Annotated in this window: 22 protein-coding genes; 10 read left to right on the top strand and 12 right to left on the bottom strand. The window is 68.9% G+C overall.

All coding sequences use genetic code 11. The features are described 5' to 3' along the window. The first annotated feature begins 214 nt into the window (after nucleotides 1–214). A complete protein-coding gene (locus tag AB5I40_RS34340; protein WP_370934331.1) occupies nucleotides 215–823 on the top strand; it encodes a dTDP-4-dehydrorhamnose 3,5-epimerase family protein in 609 nt (202 codons plus the stop codon). Here AB5I40_RS34340 and AB5I40_RS34335 read toward each other — a convergent pair. Together AB5I40_RS34335 and AB5I40_RS34330 are read right to left on the bottom strand one after the other, a co-directional pair. Then, the gene (locus tag AB5I40_RS34335) at nucleotides 820–2,442 is read right to left on the bottom strand and encodes a GMC oxidoreductase (RefSeq protein ID WP_370934330.1); all 1,623 of its coding nucleotides are present in this window, start codon (nucleotides 2,440–2,442) and stop codon (nucleotides 820–822) included. The genes AB5I40_RS34340 and AB5I40_RS34335 overlap by 4 nt on opposite strands. Before the next feature lie 124 nt (nucleotides 2,443–2,566). Further along, nucleotides 2,567–3,043 (bottom strand): hotdog fold domain-containing protein, encoded by a 477-nt coding sequence (locus tag AB5I40_RS34330; RefSeq protein ID WP_370940676.1) that lies wholly within the window; start codon nucleotides 3,041–3,043, stop codon nucleotides 2,567–2,569. A gap of 86 nt (nucleotides 3,044–3,129) precedes the next feature. Here AB5I40_RS34330 and AB5I40_RS34325 point away from each other — a divergent pair, with 86 nt between their 5' ends. Both AB5I40_RS34325 and AB5I40_RS34320 read left to right on the top strand, forming a co-directional pair. Further along, nucleotides 3,130–3,720: an acid phosphatase gene (locus AB5I40_RS34325; protein ID WP_344270839.1), complete on the top strand. Its 591-nt coding sequence runs from the start codon at nucleotides 3,130–3,132 to the stop codon at nucleotides 3,718–3,720. 1 nt (nucleotide 3,721) lies between these two features. Next, nucleotides 3,722–4,204, top strand: a complete 483-nt coding sequence (locus tag AB5I40_RS34320) for a GNAT family N-acetyltransferase (RefSeq protein WP_009082938.1) — start codon at nucleotides 3,722–3,724, stop codon at nucleotides 4,202–4,204. Between the two features lie 67 nt (nucleotides 4,205–4,271). Here the strand turns inward: AB5I40_RS34320 and AB5I40_RS34315 are convergent, their stop codons facing one another. The 3 genes from AB5I40_RS34315 to AB5I40_RS34305 all read right to left on the bottom strand — a co-directional run bounded on the left by AB5I40_RS34315 (nucleotide 4,272) and on the right by AB5I40_RS34305 (nucleotide 7,763). Further along, nucleotides 4,272–5,423: an integrase core domain-containing protein gene (locus AB5I40_RS34315; protein WP_370934329.1), complete on the bottom strand. Its 1,152-nt coding sequence runs from the start codon at nucleotides 5,421–5,423 to the stop codon at nucleotides 4,272–4,274. Between the two features lie 159 nt (nucleotides 5,424–5,582). Beyond that, a complete protein-coding gene (locus AB5I40_RS34310; protein ID WP_370934328.1) occupies nucleotides 5,583–7,160 on the bottom strand; it encodes an alpha/beta hydrolase in 1,578 nt (525 codons plus the stop codon). A gap of 120 nt (nucleotides 7,161–7,280) precedes the next feature. Beyond that, complete coding sequence (locus tag AB5I40_RS34305; protein ID WP_370934327.1) at nucleotides 7,281–7,763, bottom strand: hypothetical protein; 483 nt, start codon at nucleotides 7,761–7,763, stop codon at nucleotides 7,281–7,283. Nucleotides 7,764–8,119: 356 nt separating this feature from the next. Between AB5I40_RS34305 and AB5I40_RS34300 the strand changes: the two genes are divergently transcribed. Further along, a complete protein-coding gene (locus tag AB5I40_RS34300) occupies nucleotides 8,120–9,046 on the top strand; it encodes a diacylglycerol kinase family protein (protein WP_116202565.1) in 927 nt (308 codons plus the stop codon). A gap of 271 nt (nucleotides 9,047–9,317) precedes the next feature. Continuing rightward, entirely contained in the window at nucleotides 9,318–9,572 is a 255-nt protein-coding gene (locus AB5I40_RS34295; protein ID WP_009082948.1) for a WhiB family transcriptional regulator, read from the top strand. A 264-nt stretch (nucleotides 9,573–9,836) separates the two neighbouring features. On the opposite strand, the gene AB5I40_RS34290 is transcribed toward AB5I40_RS34295, so the two are convergent. Together AB5I40_RS34290 and AB5I40_RS34285 are read right to left on the bottom strand one after the other, a co-directional pair. Then, nucleotides 9,837–10,793 (bottom strand): GNAT family N-acetyltransferase, encoded by a 957-nt coding sequence (locus AB5I40_RS34290; protein WP_370934326.1) that lies wholly within the window; start codon nucleotides 10,791–10,793, stop codon nucleotides 9,837–9,839. A 45-nt stretch (nucleotides 10,794–10,838) separates the two neighbouring features. Next, complete coding sequence (locus tag AB5I40_RS34285) at nucleotides 10,839–12,359, bottom strand: histidine kinase N-terminal domain-containing protein (RefSeq protein ID WP_344270812.1); 1,521 nt, start codon at nucleotides 12,357–12,359, stop codon at nucleotides 10,839–10,841. A gap of 191 nt (nucleotides 12,360–12,550) precedes the next feature. Between AB5I40_RS34285 and AB5I40_RS34280 the strand changes: the two genes are divergently transcribed. Then, nucleotides 12,551–12,625: a 50S ribosomal protein bL37 gene (locus tag AB5I40_RS34280; protein WP_369299112.1), complete on the top strand. Its 75-nt coding sequence runs from the start codon at nucleotides 12,551–12,553 to the stop codon at nucleotides 12,623–12,625. A gap of 64 nt (nucleotides 12,626–12,689) precedes the next feature. Here the strand turns inward: AB5I40_RS34280 and rsrA are convergent, their stop codons facing one another. Both rsrA and AB5I40_RS34270 read right to left on the bottom strand, forming a co-directional pair. Then, a complete protein-coding gene (rsrA, locus tag AB5I40_RS34275; protein WP_370934325.1) occupies nucleotides 12,690–13,013 on the bottom strand; it encodes a mycothiol system anti-sigma-R factor in 324 nt (107 codons plus the stop codon). Further along, nucleotides 13,010–13,636: a sigma-70 family RNA polymerase sigma factor gene (locus AB5I40_RS34270; protein ID WP_037355674.1), complete on the bottom strand. Its 627-nt coding sequence runs from the start codon at nucleotides 13,634–13,636 to the stop codon at nucleotides 13,010–13,012. The genes rsrA and AB5I40_RS34270 overlap by 4 nt, the downstream gene beginning before the upstream one ends. Before the next feature lie 189 nt (nucleotides 13,637–13,825). On the opposite strand from AB5I40_RS34270, the gene ybaK reads away from it, so the two are divergent. Further along, complete coding sequence (gene ybaK / locus AB5I40_RS34265) at nucleotides 13,826–14,305, top strand: Cys-tRNA(Pro) deacylase (RefSeq protein WP_370934324.1); 480 nt, start codon at nucleotides 13,826–13,828, stop codon at nucleotides 14,303–14,305. Here the strand turns inward: ybaK and AB5I40_RS34260 are convergent. From AB5I40_RS34260 to AB5I40_RS34250, 3 genes are all read right to left on the bottom strand, one after another. After that, nucleotides 14,302–15,021, bottom strand: a complete 720-nt coding sequence (locus tag AB5I40_RS34260; protein ID WP_370934323.1) for a class I SAM-dependent methyltransferase — start codon at nucleotides 15,019–15,021, stop codon at nucleotides 14,302–14,304. The genes ybaK and AB5I40_RS34260 overlap by 4 nt on opposite strands. Before the next feature lie 514 nt (nucleotides 15,022–15,535). Continuing rightward, nucleotides 15,536–16,144: an alpha/beta family hydrolase gene (locus tag AB5I40_RS34255; RefSeq protein WP_354750353.1), complete on the bottom strand. Its 609-nt coding sequence runs from the start codon at nucleotides 16,142–16,144 to the stop codon at nucleotides 15,536–15,538. Further along, the gene (locus AB5I40_RS34250) at nucleotides 16,141–16,896 is read right to left on the bottom strand and encodes an SOS response-associated peptidase (protein WP_370934322.1); all 756 of its coding nucleotides are present in this window, start codon (nucleotides 16,894–16,896) and stop codon (nucleotides 16,141–16,143) included. Before AB5I40_RS34250 ends, AB5I40_RS34255 begins: the two co-directional genes overlap by 4 nt. A gap of 65 nt (nucleotides 16,897–16,961) precedes the next feature. Here AB5I40_RS34250 and rsgA point away from each other — a divergent pair, with 65 nt between their 5' ends. The 3 genes from rsgA to AB5I40_RS34235 all read left to right on the top strand — a co-directional run bounded on the left by rsgA (nucleotide 16,962) and on the right by AB5I40_RS34235 (nucleotide 20,115). Further along, nucleotides 16,962–18,032 carry a ribosome small subunit-dependent GTPase A gene (gene rsgA / locus AB5I40_RS34245; protein ID WP_370934321.1) on the top strand — a complete coding sequence of 357 codons (1,071 nt, stop codon included), beginning with the start codon at nucleotides 16,962–16,964 and terminating at the stop codon, nucleotides 18,030–18,032. Between the two features lie 239 nt (nucleotides 18,033–18,271). Then, nucleotides 18,272–19,165, top strand: a complete 894-nt coding sequence (locus AB5I40_RS34240) for a hypothetical protein (RefSeq protein WP_370934320.1) — start codon at nucleotides 18,272–18,274, stop codon at nucleotides 19,163–19,165. A gap of 152 nt (nucleotides 19,166–19,317) precedes the next feature. Then, the gene (locus AB5I40_RS34235) at nucleotides 19,318–20,115 is read left to right on the top strand and encodes a hypothetical protein (RefSeq protein ID WP_370934319.1); all 798 of its coding nucleotides are present in this window, start codon (nucleotides 19,318–19,320) and stop codon (nucleotides 20,113–20,115) included. Nucleotides 20,116–20,147 lie beyond the last annotated feature (32 nt).

The raw sequence follows: 20,147 nt of genomic DNA, 5'->3' as shown, positions 1-20,147 counted from the left end.
CCGGCCTGTCGGCGAGGCGTCTGCACGGCCATCCGATCCGTGGGGTGTGGCGATGGCCGCCGACGCTGCGGTTCGTCAATCATGACAGGCCCCCGGTCGGACCCGACCCCTCGGTGCGGCTCATGTCACAGATTCGCGATTCCCAAGACGTCCGTCCGGTTTCGGAAGCAGTTCCGTTCCGGTGCCGGAAATCGCACTCGATATGGTGACGGCCATGGAGTTCCGCCCGCTCAAGGTCCCCGACGCTTTCGAGTTCGTCCCGCGCGTGTTCCCCGACGAGCGCGGGTTGTTCGCCGCGCCGCTCCAGGAGGAAGCGATCGTTCGCGCGACCGGGCACCCGCTGCGCGTCGCGCAGACGAACCACAGCGTTTCCCGCGCGGGCTCGATCCGCGGCGTGCACTTCGCCGACACCCCGCCGGGACAGGCGAAGTACGTCTACTGCCCGGTCGGTTCGCTGCTGGACGTGGTGGTGGACCTGCGCGTCGGCTCGCCGACGTTCGGCGAATGGGATTCGGTGCGGCTCGATTCGTCCGAATTCCACGCCGTGTACGTGGCCGAAGGGATCGGGCACGCCTTCATCGCGCTGGAAGACAACACCGCGATGTCGTATCTCTGCTCGGAGCCGTACAACCCGGCGGGCGAGCATGGGATCAACCCGCTCGACCCGGCGCTGGACCTGCCGTGGCCCGCCGAACTGGCGCCTATTGTGTCCGAAAAGGACAAAGCAGCGCCGACCCTGGCCGAAGCACTCGACCAGGGCCTGCTGCCGTCGTATGCGGATTGCGTGGCGTACTACGAAAAGCTGCGCTCAGCGCACCGCTAAGCGCGCACACCGTCCTCGGCGATGACCCGTTCGATATTGCGCTCGGCCAGCGCGGTGATCGTCACGAACGGGTTCACGCCGGTGCTGCCCGGGATCAGCGAACCGTCCATCACGTACAGGTTCCGGTAGCCCTTCACGCGCCCGTAGTTGTCAGTCGCGTCGCCGAGCACCAATCCGCCGAGCGGGTGGTAGGTGAAGCGGTTCTCGAACGCCCGCGTGTCGCCGAAGAGGTCGTAGCGGTAGATCGTGGAGTTCGCCTTGTTGATCCGGTCGAACAACGATTTCGCCGCGTCGATCGACGGCTGCCCCTGGTCCGGCGTCCACTGCAGTTTCGCCGAATCGCTGGCGGCGTCGTAGGCGAAGTGGCCGCGTTCCGGGTTCTTCGTGATCGCCAGGTACAGGCTCGCCCACGTCTCGAGCCCGGCGGGCACCGGCGCGATCTCGGCGAACACCGGATGCGTCGGGTTGTCCCAGTCGTCGATGCCGAGCGCGGGCATCCCGGCTTCGAGGCTGCCGGTCGTGTCCCACACGTGGTTGGCGCGACCGAGCATCACGTTGCCGTTGGTGCCCCAGCCCTTGCCGACCGCCTCGGACAGCCGCGGCAGCCGTCCGGTGTCGCGGGCACGCACCAGCAGTTCGGTCGAGCCGAGGCTGCCCGCGCCGAGGAAGAGGTACTTCGTGGACAGATGCTTGGTGGAGAGCACGTTGCCGAGCGCGTCGGATTCGCGCACGACGAGCGTGTACGTGCCGTCCTGCTGCTGAATGATCTCGCGGACCTCGCTCAGCGTCTGGATCGTCACGTGCCCGGTGCCGAGCGCGGCGGCGAGATACGTCTTGTCCAGCGAGCGTTTGCCGTGGTTGTTGCCGTAAATGACCTCGGACGCCAGCGCCGAGCGTTCGACGGTCCCGGCCTCTTCCTGCTTCATGTAGTCGAAGTCGTAGACGCTCGGCACGAACGTCGTCTTCAAGCCGGTCTTCTGCGCGGCTTTCCGGGAAACGCGAGCGAACTGGTACGACTTGCAAGTCTCGAACCAGTCCTCGTCGATGTGGTTCACGCCGAGTCCGGCGTTGGCGCGCGGGTAGTACTTGCCGTACATCTCGTCGGCGTCCACCTGCGGCAGGATTTCCTCGAAGTACGAACGCTTCGGCTGCACCGCCATCGCGCCGTTCACCAGCGATCCGCCGCCGACGCCCCGCCCGACGTACACCGACATCCCGCCGTAGTTCACCCGGTCCAGCACCCCGGCGTACGGATCGATGTCGTGGTTCGCGATGTCCAGCCACAGGAACGACGCGAGCGGCGCTTCAGTGCGCTTCTTGAACCACATCGACCGCCGGTCCGGCTTCAGCATGTCGCAGAAGACCTTGCCGTCCGGGCCCGCTTCGTTCCACAGCTGGCCCATTTCGAGCATCACCGTGGGCACGCCCGCCTCGCCGAGCCGCAGCGCGGTGACCGCCGCGCCGTACCCGGTGCCGATCACCACCGCGGGCGAGTAGTCCGGCAGCGGCGCGACGGTGGCCGCGCGCGCGGTCGTCGCCGAAATGCTGGTCAGTCCGAGGGCCGCGGCGGAGTTCAGCGCGGCGAGGCCGAGGAATCGGCGACGGTTGAGGGAGGCCATGCCCGGCATGCTGACGTGGCGCGGAGCACCCTGGCAAGGCTAAAACGAACGCTATTCGCATTTGCCCAGTAAACGGTGTTAAGTTTCACTCGGCCGGGGTAACGGGACGTACAGGTTTCGCCGGTCAGGCGGCTTTCCGGGGCGTGACCCACACGGTGATCGTCGCGGTGACCACCTCGGTGCCGCGCGAGTCCACGATCCGCACCGGAACCGGAAGATCGAATCCCGCGGAGCCGAACTCGGGGATCTCCGGCAATTCGGCGATCGCGCGCAGCCCCGTTTCGGCTTTCGCGACGTAACTCACTTCCATGCCCTTGGGCAGCCACCGGTGCGTGGCCGGGACGGTGGCCTCGGCCAGCATGCCCATCGCGATCTCGGCGAGGTTGCAGGCGGCGATCGCGTGGAACGTCTGGATGTGGTTGTGCACACCCCACCACTTCGGCGCGGTCACCGAACAGTGCCCGGGACGGATCTCGCGGATGGTCGGCAAAACGGTGCCGAAGTAGGGCACGCGCAGGCACATCGCGGCGGAAAACAGCTGCTTGCCACCGGGTTTGGCGGCCAGCTTGCGCCACAGCCCGTACGTCGACGGCGAACCCATCAGCACCTCCCAGGTGAAGTTACTCACCAGTAGCCTCGCACACGACGAACCTGCCGGGCAAACCCGCCCCGGCTATATTCGGCCGCGTGGCACATCGGCTCTTTCTTCTCCGGCACGGCCAGACCGAATGGTCGTCGAACGGCAAGCACACCGGGCGCACCGACATCCCGCTGACCCCGGCGGGCGAGGACCAGGCGCGCGCGGCGGGCGGCACCCTGCGAACCCTGCTCGGCGGACCGGGGCTGGTGCTTTCCAGCCCGCGCGGCCGCGCGCTGCGCACGGCGGAACTCGCCGGCCTGCGCGTGGACGAGGTCACCGAGGACCTGGCCGAGTGGGACTACGGCGACTACGAAGGCGTCACCACGCCGGAGATCCGCGAGACGGTTCCGGACTGGACCGTCTGGACGCGCCCGATCCCCGGCGGCGAAAGCGCGCAGGACGTACAGGCGCGCGCGGACAAGGTGCTCGACCGGGCCCGGCGCGAAATCGAGAACGGCGACGTGGTCCTGGTCGGACACGGGCACTTCAGCCGCGTGCTCGTCGCGCGCTGGCTCGGCCTGCCCGGCACCTCGGGTGTCCACTTCGGACTGGACCCGGCCGGTCTCGCGGTGCTCGGCGACGAGCGCGGCGAACCGCAGATCGAGCACCTGAACCTGCTGCCCGCACTGGAGGGATGAAGTGACCGACCCCCGCGTACGGCGGATCCGGCCGGAAGACGTCGACGCCGTCGTGGAGCTCGTCTACGCGCTGGCCGAGTACGAACGCGCCCCGCAGGAATGCCATCTCACTTCCGAGCAGTTGCACGGCGCGCTGTTCGGCGAAGCCCCGGCGCTGTTCGGCCACGTGGCCGAAGTGGACGGCGAGATCGCCGGATTCACCTTGTGGTTCTTGAACTTCTCCACCTGGCGCGGCACGCATGGCATCTACCTGGAAGACCTGTACGTACGCGAGGAACAGCGCGGTTCGGGCCTCGGCAAGGTACTTCTGGCGACATTGGCCGCGGAGTGCGTGGACAAGGGCTACCACCGGCTGGAGTGGTCGGTGCTCAACTGGAATCCGGCGGTCGGGTTCTACCGGGCGCTGGGCGCGTTGCCGCAGGATGAGTGGTCGGTGTATCGGCTGACGGACGAGCCGTTGAAGGTGCTCGCCAAAGAAGCGTGAGACTCGTGAGTGCCTATGCCGGTTCTAACCGGCTGTCCTGTCTCAGGACCTCACGGACAGATGTGTCTCAGGACTTTCCGGACGGTTTCTGGTTGGTGAGGCGTTGGTAGCGTAGCGATCTGTCGAGGGTGAGTTGGCGGATGAGGGTGTCGCCGGTCATGACGGTGACGCGGTCGCCTTGCCAGTAGACGGTGGCGGTGTGTCCGGCCCAGGTGCGTCCGAGCACGATGGAGCAGCCGGAGAAGGCGATGACGCCGGTGGCGGAAACGGGGCGGGTGGTGACGCCGCTGGGCCGGCGGGGGCCGGTGGCGGGGGCGGCTTTCGGGCGGGCGTCGTAGCGTTGCTGGGGCGTCCGGCCGTCGAGGCTTTGATGGCGGCGGTTGTTGTAGATCGTCCGGTATTGGTCGAGAAGCTGTTGCAGGGCGGGGATGTTCTCGGCGGGCGGCCGGGCGGCGAGCCATTTCCGCAGGGTCTGGTGGGCTCGTTCGTCTTTGCCGCAGGTCTGCGGGTGGTGCGGGGTGGAGGCGATCGCGGTGATCCCTCGCTCGGCGAGGCGGCGTTCGAGGTCGACCATGCGGCCGCGGTGTTTGCCGGAGAAGGCCAGTCCGTTGTCCGAGAGCAGCCGGACGGGCAGGCCGTGGCCGGCGAAGGCCTGTTGCAGCGCGGCCCAGGTGTCGGCGCCGTTCTCGTTGGCCGCGGCCCAGGCGCCGACGTCGAGGCGGGAGTGGTCGTCGAGGATTTGGATGACGCAGGCTTTCGTGCCGTCGGCGAGATAGTGCTCCATGCCGTCGATCTGCCAGCAGCCGTTGGGATCGGCGTACTCGAACCGCCGCCGGGTCTTCGGTTTCTTGCGGGGCTGGGGCACGATCTGGCCGCGAGCGCGCAGGATGCGGTGGATCGAGGCGGGCGAGGGCAGCGGCGACTGCCCGGTGTCCTGCAGCCGCCAGCGGATCGAGACCGGCCCGTTGTCCAGGCCCTCGTCGGCGAGTTCCTTGCGGGCGCGCAGCACCGCCTCGGCCACCGAGGCCCCGAACGCGGTCGGACGGCGGTGCGGGGCGGTGCTGCGGCGGGTGAACCCGTCCGCGCCCTCGGCCCGGAACCGGGCCAGGTATTTGTAGAAGGTGTCCCGGGACAGGCCGTGCTCGCGGCAGAACCGCACCACGTTGATCTTCTCGCCGTGAGCCACCCGGGCGACCGCGGCGACGAACTCAGGATCCATCGAAAACCCTGCTCTGCCCATCGCCGCATGATCACCACAACACCCCTGGTCACCACGCCGACAGGCCGGTCAGTGTCCGCGATGTCCTGAGACATCAACTGTCGGCGATGTCCTGAGACTCAACAGCCGGTTCTAACCGGCATAGGCACTCACGACCTTCTACGGCGTGGGCAACGGCAGCCCGGGCAGGCTTTGATCCGCCGGGACGACACCGCCGACCAGATAGTCGTCGACCACCTTGTCCACGGCCTTGTTGCCGCCAATCCCGTAAATCCCGTGATCGCCTTCCCCGGCAACGGTCAGCAGCCGCGAGTTCTGGAACTCAGCGTGCGCCTTCCGCGCGCCTTCGATCGGCGTGGCCGGGTCGTGTTCGGACTGCACGATCACCACCGGTGGCACGCCTTTGCCGTTCAGCACCGGCATCGGCCGCGGCTGGCCCGGCCAGAAGGCGCAGACCTGGAGCCCCATCCACAGCGAACTGTGCAGCGTCACGCCCTGGTCGAGGTACTTCTGCGACCGGCGGATCATCGACTGGCGGTTGCCCGTCCACGGCCCGTCGTTGCACAAGGTGGTGATCAGCGTCGCCGCCATGGCGTCATCGGAACCGGCCGTCGTGTCCAGCGGACCGGCGTTCTTCTTCTCCGACAATGTCTTGCCGAGCGCCGCGCGGGCGTCGTCCTTGGCTTGCGCCGAGGACCGCGCGTCGGTCAGCGTCTTGACCTTGACCAGCGTCGAGGCGATCAGCGGGAACTGGCTCTTGGCCTTGAGCGCGCCGACGAGGAACGAGTCCAGCGCGACCGCGCCGATCTTCGTGCCGTTCGGCTCGACCGGCTCGCGGGTCAGCGCGTACCGGACGCTCTCGTAGGTTTGCCGGGCCGCCTCTCCGGTCGTGCCGAAGTGGTACTTGGCGTCGTAGCGGGCCAGCCACGGCAGGAAGTCCTGCCGCCAGCGGCGTTCGTAGCCCTCCGGCTGATAGTCGAACGACTGCTGCCAGGAGCCGGTGAACTGGGTCGAGGAGTCCAGCACGAACCGGCCGGTGTGCCGCGGGAACTGCTGGGCGTAATGCGCGCCGAGCCAGGTGCCCGCCGAGAACCCGATCCAGTTGATCCGGTCCCGGCCGAGCAGGGTGCGCAGCAGGTCGAGGTCCCGGACGTTCTGGAAGGTGCTGATCAGCTCCCCCAGCTCGCCCGCGGCCTGGTGGCAAGCGATCGCCGTGTACCGGGTCGCGTCGACGATCTGGTTCAGGTTGCGCGGATCCCGGTTGCGCGGGTCGAGATCGGCGCCGGTGCCGAACGCACCGCCGCAGGTGACGTTGGTGCTGCGGCCGGTGCCCCGGGTGTCGATGCCGATGATCTCCTGGTGGTGCCGCAGCTTTTCCTGGCCGCGCAGCGTGACCGGGAACCAGCGCCCGGCGCCGCCGGGGCCGCCCGGGTTGGTGAGCACCGACGCCGTGGTGGTGCCGGTGGACTTGAGCCTGCTGATCGCGATCGTCAGCTCCTGCCCGTCGTCCGGACGGTCCCAGTCCCGGGGCGTGCGGTAGCTGGAGCATTCGAGCCCCGAGATATCGGTGCCTGGGGGCAGGTCGGCCAGTTCGTCCGGGGCGCAGGCGTGCCAGTCCAGCGTTTGAGCGGCGTAGCGGGCCGGGATCGTGGCGGTGCCCGCGGCCGCCGGCAACGCCCCGGCGAGCAGTCCGCACACGACCGCTGTGGTGGTCACGACGAGACGCAGTCTCCTCATGGGTTCCCCTCTTCGGAATTCGGATGAATTCGGTTGCGCAGTACCGATTCCATCGCCAGAGAGGGGTCACGACCAGTGTCGCCGCGTCACCTGCCCGCTATGACGTGACGTCACGGTCGCTCAATCCTGTTCGCGGCGCTCCCGCTCGGCTCGCCGTCCCGCGAGCCCGCCGCGTTCGGCCGCCTCTTCCTCGGTCTCGTCGTCGTGCATTCCGAGCGCCCACGCCCGCGACGGACGGCGGAACAGCAGCACCAGCGCCGCCAGCCCGAACAGCCCGATCGGCACGCCCCACAGCGGCTGTCCGGACGGCCCGAGCAGGTACCAGCCGACCCCGATCACCAGCAGCGCCACGACGACGCCGGGCGAACGCGCCCACGTCTGCCCGAGCAGCAGACCGACCGACGCGGCGAGGAAGATCAGCGCGAGCACCGCGTAGGTACCGAATTCGGCCCAGACGTTGTTGCCCGGGATCGGCGGGTTCTGCAGCCCGTGCACCAGCAGCACCACTCCGAAGACCAGCAGGCCCAGCCCGGGCAGCCCGGTCAGGACGCCGGCGAGGCGGACCTCGAGCGGGGTGGGCGGCGGGTTCTCGGGATGCGACACGGGCGCGGCCCTTTCAGCTGCTGTGCGGAACTTCGCGGGGACTTCCGGGCGGGGGCACAGCCACCCGACCAGCGCGAGTCACCGTGCGTGAGCACTACCGATCGTATGCCACCCGGTCGGCCGTTTTCCGGGGCGGCGGCCGAAGAGAAAATCAGGGCAGTCGTCGATGAGCGGGCGGTCGGCCCGGGTGCACTTGTCACGACGCGCGGAGTTTTCGCCGTCTGCAGAGGAGGACCGCCCGCCACAGGGTCGCCAAGGTCACCGAGCCGGGACGGCGCGCGCGAGCGGCTGAGCTTCGCGTCACCATGTGGCGCTGGAGGTACGTCCGCCGGGCGGAAAGCACTTACCCTGCGGTAGTGCGCGCCATCCTCGTCGTGAACCCCCAGGCCACCTCGACCACCGCGGGTGGCCGGGACGTGCTGGCGCACGCGCTGGCCAGCCAGGTGAAGCTGGACGTCGTCGAAACCGACTACCGCGGGCACGCGCTCGCGGTGGCCCGTTCGGCGGCCCGCGACGGCTACGACCTGGTGGTGGCGCACGGCGGCGACGGCACGGTCAACGAGGTCGTCAACGGCCTGCTCGCCGATTCCGCGGGCGCTCCCGGACGCTCCGGGTCCGTCCCGATGCTCGGCGTCGTGCCCGGCGGCTCGGCCAACGTTTTCGCGCGCGCGGCCGGACTGCCCGCCGATCCGGTCGAGGCGACCCACCAGTTGCTCACCGCGCTGGAAACCGAACGGACCCGGCGGATCGGCCTCGGACTGGCCGACGGGCACTGGTTCACCTTCAACGCGGGGCTCGGCTGGGACGCCGACGTCGTGGGCCGCGTCGCGAAACGGCGCGGCAAGCAAACCAGCGCGAGCCTCTATCTGCGGGCCGCCGTCCGCTCCTACTTCCGGCCTCCGCTCGGACGGCCGGCGCTGACCGTCCGGATCCCGGGCGAGGAACCGGCCGAGGCGGTGACGGCGTTCGTGTCGAACACCGATCCGTGGACTTACCTCGGGGAACGCCCGGTCCACCTCAACTCCGGCTGCTCGTTCGAGACCGGATTGGGCCTGTTCGCGTTGAACGGTCTGCGATTGCCCACCGTGTTCACGCATGTACGGCAAGCTCTCCTCACGGAGAGCGATCAGCACGGCCGCCGTCTGCTCCGCCGCGACGATGTGCCTCTCATCCGCATCGACGCAGCTGAACCGGTCAACTTCCAGGTCGACGGGGACCTCGTCGGGCAACGCACCCGGGTCGAGTTCCAGAGCGTTCCGGATGCACTCACCGTAGTCGGATAGCCGAGTGACCACTGATCGCCCGCGGCAAAGTGCGCCTTGCCGCTCGGCGACGCAAACCCTCCGTTCACCGCACCGGCCTTCCGGCGAGCGGACCTTTTCAGAACGAAACCGCAGGTCAGAGGCATAGCTCGGCCGGGTGAGCTGACTCACCGATCTTGGCGAAACCCTTGTCGAACGCGGTGCTTCGTGAAAGCATTCACAAGCACCCAAAAACACGACCGCCACTACTGTGGCGCGGCCCTCCCGCGTCACTGTGAAGGAGCTCACGAACATGGACTGGCGCCACGACGCGGCCTGCCGAGACGAGGACCCCGAGCTGTTCTTCCCGGTGGGAACCAGCGGTCCGGCTCTGTTGCAGGTCTCCGAGGCGAAGGCCGTGTGCCACCGCTGCCCCGCAGCTTCCGACTGCCTGGCCTGGGCTTTGGCCAGCGGCCAGGACGCCGGCGTCTGGGGCGGAATGAGCGAAGACGAGCGACGCGCGCTCAAGCGCCGCCGTACGCACATCGGCACGCGTACCACCGCCTGAGTCTTACGACTCAGCTGCAGCACCCAGAATCGCAAGCACCACCACTTCGGACCGGACTTTCGCCCGGCGGGCATTCGCGTGCCCGTGCCGCACATGGCGACACATACCCGGTTCGAGCGTAACAACCGAGGACGGCCACCCCGCATCCGGGTGCCGCCTCACCCAGGACTATCCAAGTCCTCCCGCGGAACGTTGAACGGGCCGGTACCGCCGAGCTTCACGGGTACCGGCCCTTCAACGCGTCTGGGGTCCGATGTGGACACTTCACGCCTCGAGAGCCCAGCGCACATAACGCATCTTGGGCGTGAACCCGGCGCGCGCGAAAACTCCGGGAGCCCCGGCCTCGCTCGCTGAATCGACGACGAGGCTGGCTTGGTCGTACCCGTGCTCGGCGGCGGCCCGCAGCGCACACCCGATCGCCGCCGTGGCGAGCCCGCGGTTCCGGTAACCGGGAACCGTGCCGATCACCATGAGATGCGCGTCGCGAATGCCGGTGGTCTCGGTGTCGGCCGCCCAGGACAAAGTCAGCACGAGGCTCACCGGAGCGCCGGTTGCCTTGTCCCGCAGCAGAAAACTGATCTCGGGCTGGAGGGTGTGGCTGGCGAATTTGTTCTGCCACGCGTCCGCGGGCAGCGGCGGCGCGTTCCAATGATCCACAAAGGACTCGTTGCGGACGAGCCGGAACTCGTCGGCGTTCTCCGCCGACCACCGCTCGGCCTGAAACTCGCCGGGCACCGGCGCGACCGCACCGCCCAGCGGATGTTCCATCCGCTGGAAATACCGGACCGGCGCGAACCCTTGCGAGCGAAGGAGTTCCGGCACGCCCTCGATGTGCTCGGCTTTGTGTACGTCCACAAAGAGCCTCAGCTCCGGGTGGTGCGCCGCGTGCACCGTTCTCGCCGCTTCGATTCCGGCTTTCACGAGCGTGGTGCCGATTCCGCGGCGGCGATGGGCCGGATGCACCCCGCCGTCGAGAAACACCCGGTCGACCTCGTCCGCGAACTGCTTGTAGCGGATTTTCAGGTAGCCGACCATGCGCTCGCCGTCGAACGCGGCGAGGCTCGCGCGTTCGAGATCGGCGTACGGATCGATCAGCTCCTGGAGAGTGTCCTGCGCGGTGTAGTACTCGCCGATCCGGTCGACTGCCTCGATGGCGTTGAGCAGATCGGCCGAGGACTGGGCGTCCGCTGTCGTGAGCGGCCGCCACGTGAGGTCAGGCATGCGCCCGGACAGTAATCCGGCGCGACCAGGCTGTCGCCGGGTTTTCTAGAGCCGCCGCGACAGCGGAATCCGCAGCGCCGCTTCGGTGCCCGGCACCCGGTTGCCCGCCTCGTCGGTCCGGACCTGGCGCAGCGAAAGCGACCCGCGCAGTTCCGATTCGACCAGCGTCCGCACGATCTGCAGGCCGAGGCCGTCGCTGCGCTCCAGCGAGAACCCGGACGGCAGGCCGCGGCCGTTGTCGCGGATCAGGATGTCCAGCCAGCGCGCCGACCGCTCCACGATCAGCTCGACCTTGCCGGGCCGGCCCTGCGGGAACGCGTGCTCGATCGCGTTCTGCACCAGTTCGGCCAGCACCATCACCAGCGGCGTCGCGATCTCGGCCACGACCACGCCGAACGAGCCCTTGCGGGTCATGCCGACCTGCGATTCCGCGGTGGCGACCTCGCCGACCATCGGCAGCACGTTGTCGAGCAGCTTGTCCAGGTCCACGCGCTCGTCGACGGAGATCGACAGCGCCTCGTGCACCATCGCGATCGACGACACCCGCCGCACCGATTCGCCCAGCGCCAGCCGGGCCTCCTCGCTCGTGGTGCGCCGCGACTGCAGCCGCAGCAGCGCGGCGACGGTCTGCAGGTTGTTCTTCACGCGGTGGTGGATCTCGCGGATCGTGGCGTCCTTCGACATCAGCGCGCGGTCGCGGCGCTTGACCTCGGTGACGTCGCGGACCAGCACCAACGCGCCCGCGGGCTGTCCGGCCGGGCGCAGCGGAAGCGCACGGAACAGCACGACCGCGCCGCGCTTCGAGTCGGCCTCGGTGCGGGTGGACGGCTTGCCGTCGAGGGCCTCGATGATCCGGTGCGACACCTCGGTGGCGTCGAACGGGTCGCGGATCAGCGACCGGGTGAGCGGGGCGAGCCGCTGCCCGACGAGGTCCGATTCGTGGCCCATCCGGTGGTAGGCGGACAGGCCGTTGGGGCTGGCGAAGACGACGGTGCCGGCCTGATCGAGCCGGACGAGACCGTCGCCGACGCGCGGGCTGGTGTGCGTGTCGGTCTGGTTGCCGCCGGCGGGCGGGAAGGTGCCGTCCACGATCATCTGGCACAGGTCGCCCGCGCTGCCGAGGTAGGCGATCTCCAGCGGGCTCGGCACGCGCGGCGCGGCGAGGTTGGTCTCGCGGCTCAGCACGGCGATCACCTCGCCGCCGAAGCTCACCGGCACCGCTTCGCGGCGCATCGGCAGGTCGCGGTACCAGTGCGGGTCTTCCTCGCGGCAGATCTTGACCTCGCGCATGGCCTTGGCCAGCTGCGGATGCTCGTCCACGGTGAACCGCGTGCCGACGACGTCTTCGGGATGCGCGGTGGGCGCGGTGGTCGGCCGGGCGTGCGCGACGCACACGAAATCGCCGCCGTCGGGCTGGTGCTCGGCGGAAACCGGAACCCAGAGCAGGAAGTCGGCGAACGAAAGGTCGGCTAGCAGCTGCCACTCCGCGACGACGGTCTGCAGGTGGTCGGCCGCTTCGCCGGGGAGGCCGGTGTTCTCGGCGAGCAGGTCGGAAAGGGTCGACACGGCTACCGGCCGCCCTCGGATGCGGTGATTTCGTTCATGCCTGCGCACCTCCTGAGTCCATCCAACCAGAGCGTACGACGGGTGCCGCCGAGGTGTCTCCGAGCCGCATGCCACACTTGAACGGTTGACCCGTGCCCGGCCGGTGTGTCGAACCCCGCCCCGGGACACTCAGCGCACACCGAGGAGAGAACATGTCGAAGCGCGCCCGCAAGCGTCGCGACCGCAAGAAGAACGGCGCCAACCACGGCAAGAAGCCCAACTCCTGAGTCCGCGCCGGACGTGACACGGCCCCCGCACCGGATCGGTACGGGGGCCGTTGTCGTGCTGCGGTCAGTCGCGGCTGGTGCGCTGCTCCACGCTGATCTCGGTGCGCTCCACGGTGACGCCGCCCTGCGTGGCGACGGTCTGCCGGATGGAGGCGCGCAGCCTGCTCTTCAGCTCCGCCGGGGCGAGGTCGCCGCCGCATTTGCGGGCGAGCAGGTGCTTGAGCTGCTCGTCGATGCCGTACTCCTCGAGGCACGGCGGGCAGTCCTCGATGTGCCTGCGCAGTTCCGCGTCCCGCTCCGGACTGCATTCGCGGTCCAGCAGCAGGTAGATCTCCGCGAGCGCGTCCTCGCAGGGCATCTTCTCCGCGGGCACGTCTTCCGAGCTCATCGTTTCGCCACCTCCTCGCGGTTCCCCCGGATGAAGCCGCGCTCGCGCGCGACGTCGGCCAGCAGGTCGCGCAGCTGCGCGCGGCCGCGGTGCAGCCTGGACATCACGGTGCCGATCGGAGTGTCCATGATCTCGGCGATCTCCTTGTACGCGAAGCCCTCGACGTCGGCGAGGTAGACCGCGAGCCGGAACTCCTCGGGCAGCTTCTGCAGCGCCGCCTTCACGTCGGTGTCCGGGAGGTTGTCCATCGCCTCGACCTCGGCCGAGCGAAGGCCGCTCGAGGTGTGGCTTTCCGCCCGCGCGATCTGCCAGTCGCTGATCTCGTCCGTGGGCTGCTGCACCGGCTGCCGCTGACGTTTGCGGTAGCCGTTGATGTAGGTGTTGGTGAGGATGCGGTACATCCACGCCTTGAGGTTCGTGCCTGCCTTGAAGGACGCGAACGCCGCGTACGCCTTCAGGTAGGTCTCCTGGACCAGGTCCTCGGCGTCGGACGGGTTGCGGGTCATCCGCATAGCGGCCGCATACAGCTGGTCGAGCAGGGGCATCGCGTCGCGCTCGAAGCGCTCGGCGAGCTCCAGCTCGTCGGCCGCCGTCTCCGGCGCGGAGTTGGGGGTGCTCGGCAAACCGTTCCCTTCCCGTTCGGCGTCGATGCGCGTCTGCGCATACGGCAGCACCGAGTTTACGCGGGGGTTCGGGAAGCCGGTCCCGGGACGGCTCCTCGCGGGACGGGGGATGGCGAGCGTGGTGGTCACGATCGGTGTAACAGAACGCGCCCACCGGGCATTCCCGGCCGCTTTCGTAGACTCCCCCGCATGGCGGGCAAGGGCACTCCGGCGACGGCACTGCTGCAGAAGCAGAAGGTGACGCACACCGTGCACACCTACGACCACGATCCCCGGGCGGAGTCGTTCGGCCTGGAGGCGGTGGAAGCGCTGGGCCTGGAGCCAGGGCGGGTGTTCAAAACGCTGGTCGCGGACGTGGACGGGAAACTCGTCGTCGGCGTGGTGCCCGTCACCGGCCAGCTTGATCTGAAGGCTCTCGCCGCCGCGGCCGGGGGCAAAAAGGCGAAAATGGCCGACCCCGCCGCTGCGCAGCGGGCCACCGGGTACGTCCTCGGCGGAATTTCGCCGCTCGGCCACCGGAGCCGCCTGCCGGTGGTCCTGGACGGCTCAGCGCTGAACTACCCGACGATGTTCTGCTCCGGCGGCCGGCGAGGGCTTGAGGTGGAACTGGACCCGGCCGAACTGGTGCGGCTGACTGGCGCTGTGGTGGCCGAGATCGCGGCGGGCTAAACGGCTTCCAGAACGAAGAACAGGAAGCACAGGAAGGCTTCCTTGCCTTGCATTTCGTCCGGGAACTTCTCGCGCGCGCCTTCTGCCGGGTACGGCTCACTGACCACTGACGTGCGGAAACCGGCCTTGGTGAATTCGTCGGTCATCGCGTGCAGCGGACGGTGCCAGTACTCGAGCACGCCCTTTTGGCCGTTGAAGGTGTACTCCTCGGACCAGCGTTCGGTGGCGAAGTAGTTGCCCTCGGGGTGGATGAATTTGTAGAGGATCGGGTGGTTGACGGCGAGGATCAGCCGCCCGCCGGGCCGGATGATCCGCCGCAATTCCGCCAGCGGCGCGGTCCAGTCCTCCAGGTAGTGCAGGACCAAGGCGGCGATGACGTCGTCGAACTGCTGGTCGGCGTAAGGCAACGGCTGGCTGAGGTCGGCGACCCGGAGATCCGCGTCCTCGCCGAGTCGCTGCCTCGCCAGGCGGACCATGGTGGCACTGAAATCGAACCCGCTCACGTGCGCGCCTCGGTCTCTCAACGAGGCGAACAACGGTCCTGCGCCGCAGCCCGCGTCGAGGATTTCGCGGCCGGCCACGTCGCCAGCGAGGTCGAGAATCGCGGGGCGGGTGTAGTAGGCGTTGATGAGACTGTGCTCGGTTTCGATCGCGTAGTCCTCGCCGAAGGTGTCGTAGTCGTTGGCGAGGGATTCGTCGGAAGCGTTGGCAGTCATGAAATCCACCCTGGCACGGGTGGCCTTTCTCGCGCCGATGTCGCAGTCCGGGGCGGAAGCCAGCGAGCGCACCCTCGCCCTCCACCGGGGGGCTGCCCTTGCCCAGTCTATCCGCCACCCCTGACTGAAAACCGGGTTCTCCGTCAGTTGCCCACAGACCAGCCAAGCTGTGGATAACCCAGTCGAACAGGCACTGACCTGCAGATACGCCGAGTCGAACTATCCACAGCCCGCCTGGTGGAGCCGCTAGAACGGCGCGGTGAGAAGAACTCGACCAAACCGGGCACAGCCCGATGAGTCAGCAAAACCGACCACACGCGATCCGCAGCAACCGAAACCCGCGAGCAAGGACCTGACGAAAGTGCCGCAGCCCGGCCGGTCACAAACGCGGACACACGACCATCACCGGAGTCGAACCCGCGCCCCCCTGCGGAAACACCGACAGCTGGCCGGTCACAGAAACACGCGAACCACAACAACCAACCCACCGCAGCCAAAACGAGAACCAGCCCCGTCACAGATGCGGCCGGACAACCCGCCCCAACCACTCCGCCGCGGCCCGCGCCACCGCGTCCAGATCGCTCGCCAGCGTATGGTCCCCAGCCACCACCACGATCTCATGGTGCGGCGCTGCCGAAGGCCTCCCGAACGGATCCCGCTCCCCCTGGATCACCAGCGCGGGCACCTCGACCGCGTCCAGCTCAGCCTGCCGCGATTTCTCCGGCTTCCCCGGCGGATGCTCCGGAAAAGCCAAGCACAACACCGCGACCGCCTGCCCCGCCGAAGCCGTCCGGCAAGCGACCCGCGCCCCGGACGAACGACCGCCGAACACCAGCGGCAAATCGTCGAACCGAGCGGAAACCTCGTCCGCCACGGTCAGCCAAGCCGTATCCAGTTGCTTGGCCGGAGCCGGAGCACGCCGGCCAGCCACCCGGTAAGGCTGTTCCACCAAGGCCACATGCATCCCGGCCGCCTTGGCTGCCTGGGCTACCGCCACGAGGTCCTTCGCTCCGATGCCGCCGCCAGCACCGTGGCCGAGGAGCAGGACCGCGTCGCCGTCGGGTGCGCAGTGCAGTTCGACCCGGGCGGGTCCGTGTTCGGTGTCGATCTCGAGGGTGGTCATGACAGGTCGAACAGCGAGTCGACGGACTGCTCGGTTTCCGTGCGCCGCAACAATTCCGGACCGTTGTTGCGGACGTTGTTCACCAGGCTCGACACCGGCCGCAGCTCCAGCGATTCCACGACCGCGGGCGGGGTCGGCACCATCAGTTCGTCCACTTCGGACCGGTCCGGGTCGAGCCAGCCCGCCCAGTGGTCACGCGGCACGATCAGCGGCATCCGGTGATGCACGTCGGTGAGCTGGCCTTCGGCGTCCGTCGTGATGATCGAGAAGGTGATCAGCGGCTCGGCGTCCTTGTCGTCCTTGGGACGCCAGCTTTCCCAGATTCCGCCGAAGGCGAGCGAATTCCCGGAGGGATCCGTCATGTAGAACGGCTCCTTCTCCTTGCCCGTGCGCCGCCACTCGAACCAGCCGTCGGCGGGAACCAGGCACCGCCGCGACGCCAAAGCGCGCTTGAACGCGGGCTTTTCCTTCGCGGTTTCGGCGCGGGTGTTGATCATCCGCGAACCAGCCGAAGGATCCTTGGCCCAGAACGGAACCAGGCCCCACCGCATGATCCGCAGCGAGCGCTCCGCCGGTTCGTCTTCCAGGACGAGCCCGTCGGCGTCGCGCGGATGGCGCTGCACCACGGTCACGACGTTCTTGGTCGGCGCGACGTTGTGGTCCGCTCGCGCCCGGCCCTCGGTCAGGTCGACCGCGGCGAACTCCTCGACCAGCTTCGCCGGGTCTTTCGTCGCGGCGTAACGGCCGCACATGCCAACCTCCTCGGGGGTCCCTCGGGCGCCATCGTCGCACGCAAACCGGGCCCGGCGCGACCGGCATGGGATCATTCGACCAGGCAAAGGGCGACCGGGAGGACGTGGGCGGCTTGGGGCGAGGCGACTGGAGGCGGCTGGACGAATCCGACGTGCGGGTGCGTCCCGGCAAGGGCACCAGGCCACGCAGCAAGCGCAGGCCCGAGCACGCCGACGCGGTCACCGCGATGGTGATCGGCAAGGACCGCGGGCGCTGGACGTGCGCGGTCGACGCCGATCCGGACCGCGTCGTGATGGCCATGCGGGCCCGCGAGATGGGCCGCGTTTCGGTGGTCGTCGGCGACATGGTCGCGCTGGTCGGCGACGTCTCCGGACGGCCGGACACGCTCGCCAGGATCGTCCGCGTCGACGAGCGCTCCAGCGTCCTGCGCCGCACCGCCGACGACACCGACCCGTACGAGCGCGTGGTCGTCGCGAACGCCGCACAACTGCTGATCGTCACGTCGCTGGCCGACCCCCTCCCCCGGCCCGGATTCATCGACCGCTGCCTCGTCGCGTGTTACGCGGGCGGCCTGGAACCCGTGCTGTGCCTGACGAAAGCCGACCTCGCCAGCCCGGATTCGCTGCTCGCCGGCTACGCGGGCCTGGACGTCCCGGCCATCGTCACCCGGCACGACGAGGAACCCGAAGGCCTGCGCGAACGCCTCGGCGGCCGGATCACCGCCCTCGTCGGGCACTCCGGAGTCGGCAAGTCGACATTGGTCAACCGGCTCGTGCCCGCCGCCGAACTGGCGACCGGCGACGTCAGCTCGGTCGGCAAGGGGCGGCACACCTCGGTGGCCGCGGTCGCGTTGCCGCTGGCCGGCGGAGGCTGGGTGGTCGACACCCCCGGCGTCCGTTCGTTCGGGCTCGCGCACGTGACCGCGGACGACATCGTCGACGCCTTCGAGGAGTTCGCCGAGGCCGCCGAGGAATGCCCGCCGAACTGCGGCCACCTGGGCCCGCCCGAGGACCCGGACTGCGCGCTGGACGCCGTGGTCGCCGACGGCAGCGCGGGGGCGGACCGGCTGGCGTCGCTGCGCAGGCTGCTGGTGTCGCGAGCGGGCGGCGGCGGGGACCTCCGCACCGAATCGTGACCTGGAGACGGTAACCTCGCGCGGCCGTCACCGATATGCGGGTGGATGCCCGGCAGGGGACGAACCGGGGGAAAATTCCTCCGTCCGGAGGGAACCTTTTCCCGCCGGACGGCGTCACAGAAGCAACCTCGCGGAGTCACCCCGGCAGTGGCCCGCGCGCCGGACCGCAAGGACGCGGCCCTCAAAGCCGACCGGCGACAACGCAGGTGAAAGACCGATTCCTTCCTAGGGGGAGAACCATGCGCAAGACCACGACGTTCGCCGTCGCCGCCGGTGCGGCGCTGGCGCTGGTGCTGACGGGCTGCGGCTCGAGCGCCGAGAACGGCACCGCGGCCCCGGCCGGGCAGTCCAAGGACGGCGGGTCCGGCCTGGCGTCGCCGTTCAGCGACGCGCTGAAGCTGGCCGACGCGGCCAAGCAGGGCACTGAGAAGGCCAAGTCGGCGAAGATGTCGATGGACATGTCCATGGGCGGCCAGTCCATCAAGGCCGAAGGCGCGATGCGCTTCGACGGCGAGAACTCCGCCATGTCGATGACGATGAACACCCCGCAGGGCGCCACCGAGATGCGCTACGTCGACAAGACCCTGTACATGAAGGTCCCGGCCGAGCAGTCCAAGCAGTTCGGCACCGACAAGCCGTGGCTGAAGATCTCGCCGGACGCCAAGGACCCGATGTCGCAGTCGTTCAGCAAGGCGATGGCGCAGTCGACCCAGCAGAGCGACCCGACGCAGATCCTCGACCAGGTCTCCAAGACCGGCCAGATCACCGGGGCCGACCAGGTCGAGCTGAACGGCGAGAAGGTCAACCACTACAAGGTGGTGCTGGACGTCAGCAAGTCCATCGAGACCTACGCGAAGGGCCAGCCCGCCGAGGTCCAGGAGCAGATGAAGAAGATGCTCGCGGGCAAGAACATCAAGATCCCGGCCGAGATCTGGATCGACAAGGACCAGCTTCCGCTGCAGGTCACGATGGACCAGTCCGAGATGATGAAGCAGCTCGGCGCCCCGAGCTCCGCGGGCGGCGGCAAGGTCACCGTCAAGTACACCGACTGGGGCCAGCCGGTCGACGTGGCCGCGCCGGCCGCCGACCAGGTCACCGACTTCGGCGAGATCATGAAGAAGATGGGGCGCTGATCCCCTCCGCTTTTCGCGGGCCCCGAGCCACTCCGGCTCGGGGCCCGTTTTTTGTGCGCTACTGCCGGTAGCACGCGTTCCCCCGAACGGGTCGGCCCCGCGCGCTGTGCTTGGCTTGAGGCACTTAACGGCCGGTCAGAGAGGGTTTTGGGATGCGCAGGACGGCCGTCGCGGGTGTCGCCGCGCTGCTGGCGATCGCCTCGGCGGGATGTTCCAGCACTCCGGAGCCGCAGCGCTTCACCGACGCCCGCACGCTCGCGGACGCCGCCTCCGCCGCGACCCTGGCCGGCCACACCGCGAAGTTCACCGCTGACGTCACCACCGGCACCCTCGTGTCCCACGGGAAGGGCCAGGCGAAATTCGACCGCGCGGGCACAGCTCTGACGATGACGACGGACTACGTCGGCGAGCCGCTCGAACTGCGGCTGGTCGACAAGACGCTGTACGCGAAGGTCCCGGAAAGCGCGCGGGACCAGGTCAGCGACCACAAAGCGTGGGTGAAGGTGTCGCCGGACGGCGCTGATCCGCTTTCGCAGGTGTTGGGCGGCAGCTTGGCGCAGCTGGCCGAGCAGAACGACCCGGCGCGCACCCTGGCGCAGGTCCGCACGGCCGGGACAGTGGCCTCCAGCGAGGAAACCACCCTCGACGGAGCCTCGGCCGAGCACTATCACCTGACCGTCGACCTGGCGAAACTCGGCTCCGAACTGCCCGGCGGCCTCCCCGCCGAAGCGCTGGCCCGCCTCGGCGACCGCGCCAAGACGGTCCCGTTCGACCTCTGGCTGGACGCGCAGCACCGGCCGATGCAGCTGGTCCTGGACCTGACGCCGGTCATGCAGGCCACCGGCCAGACCGGCGTCGCCACGGTCAAAGCGCGCTACACGGACTGGAACTCGCCGGTCACGATCGCCGCCCCCGCCCCGGCTGACATCGGCGTCCTGACCGGCGGCTAGGTCGGCGTCAGCTGAAGTGCCGTGAAGGACGG

The organism is Amycolatopsis sp. cg13, assembly GCF_041346965.1.
Taxonomy (GTDB): domain Bacteria; phylum Actinomycetota; class Actinomycetes; order Mycobacteriales; family Pseudonocardiaceae; genus Amycolatopsis.
This window is presented reverse-complemented; position numbering and strand designations above follow the sequence as displayed.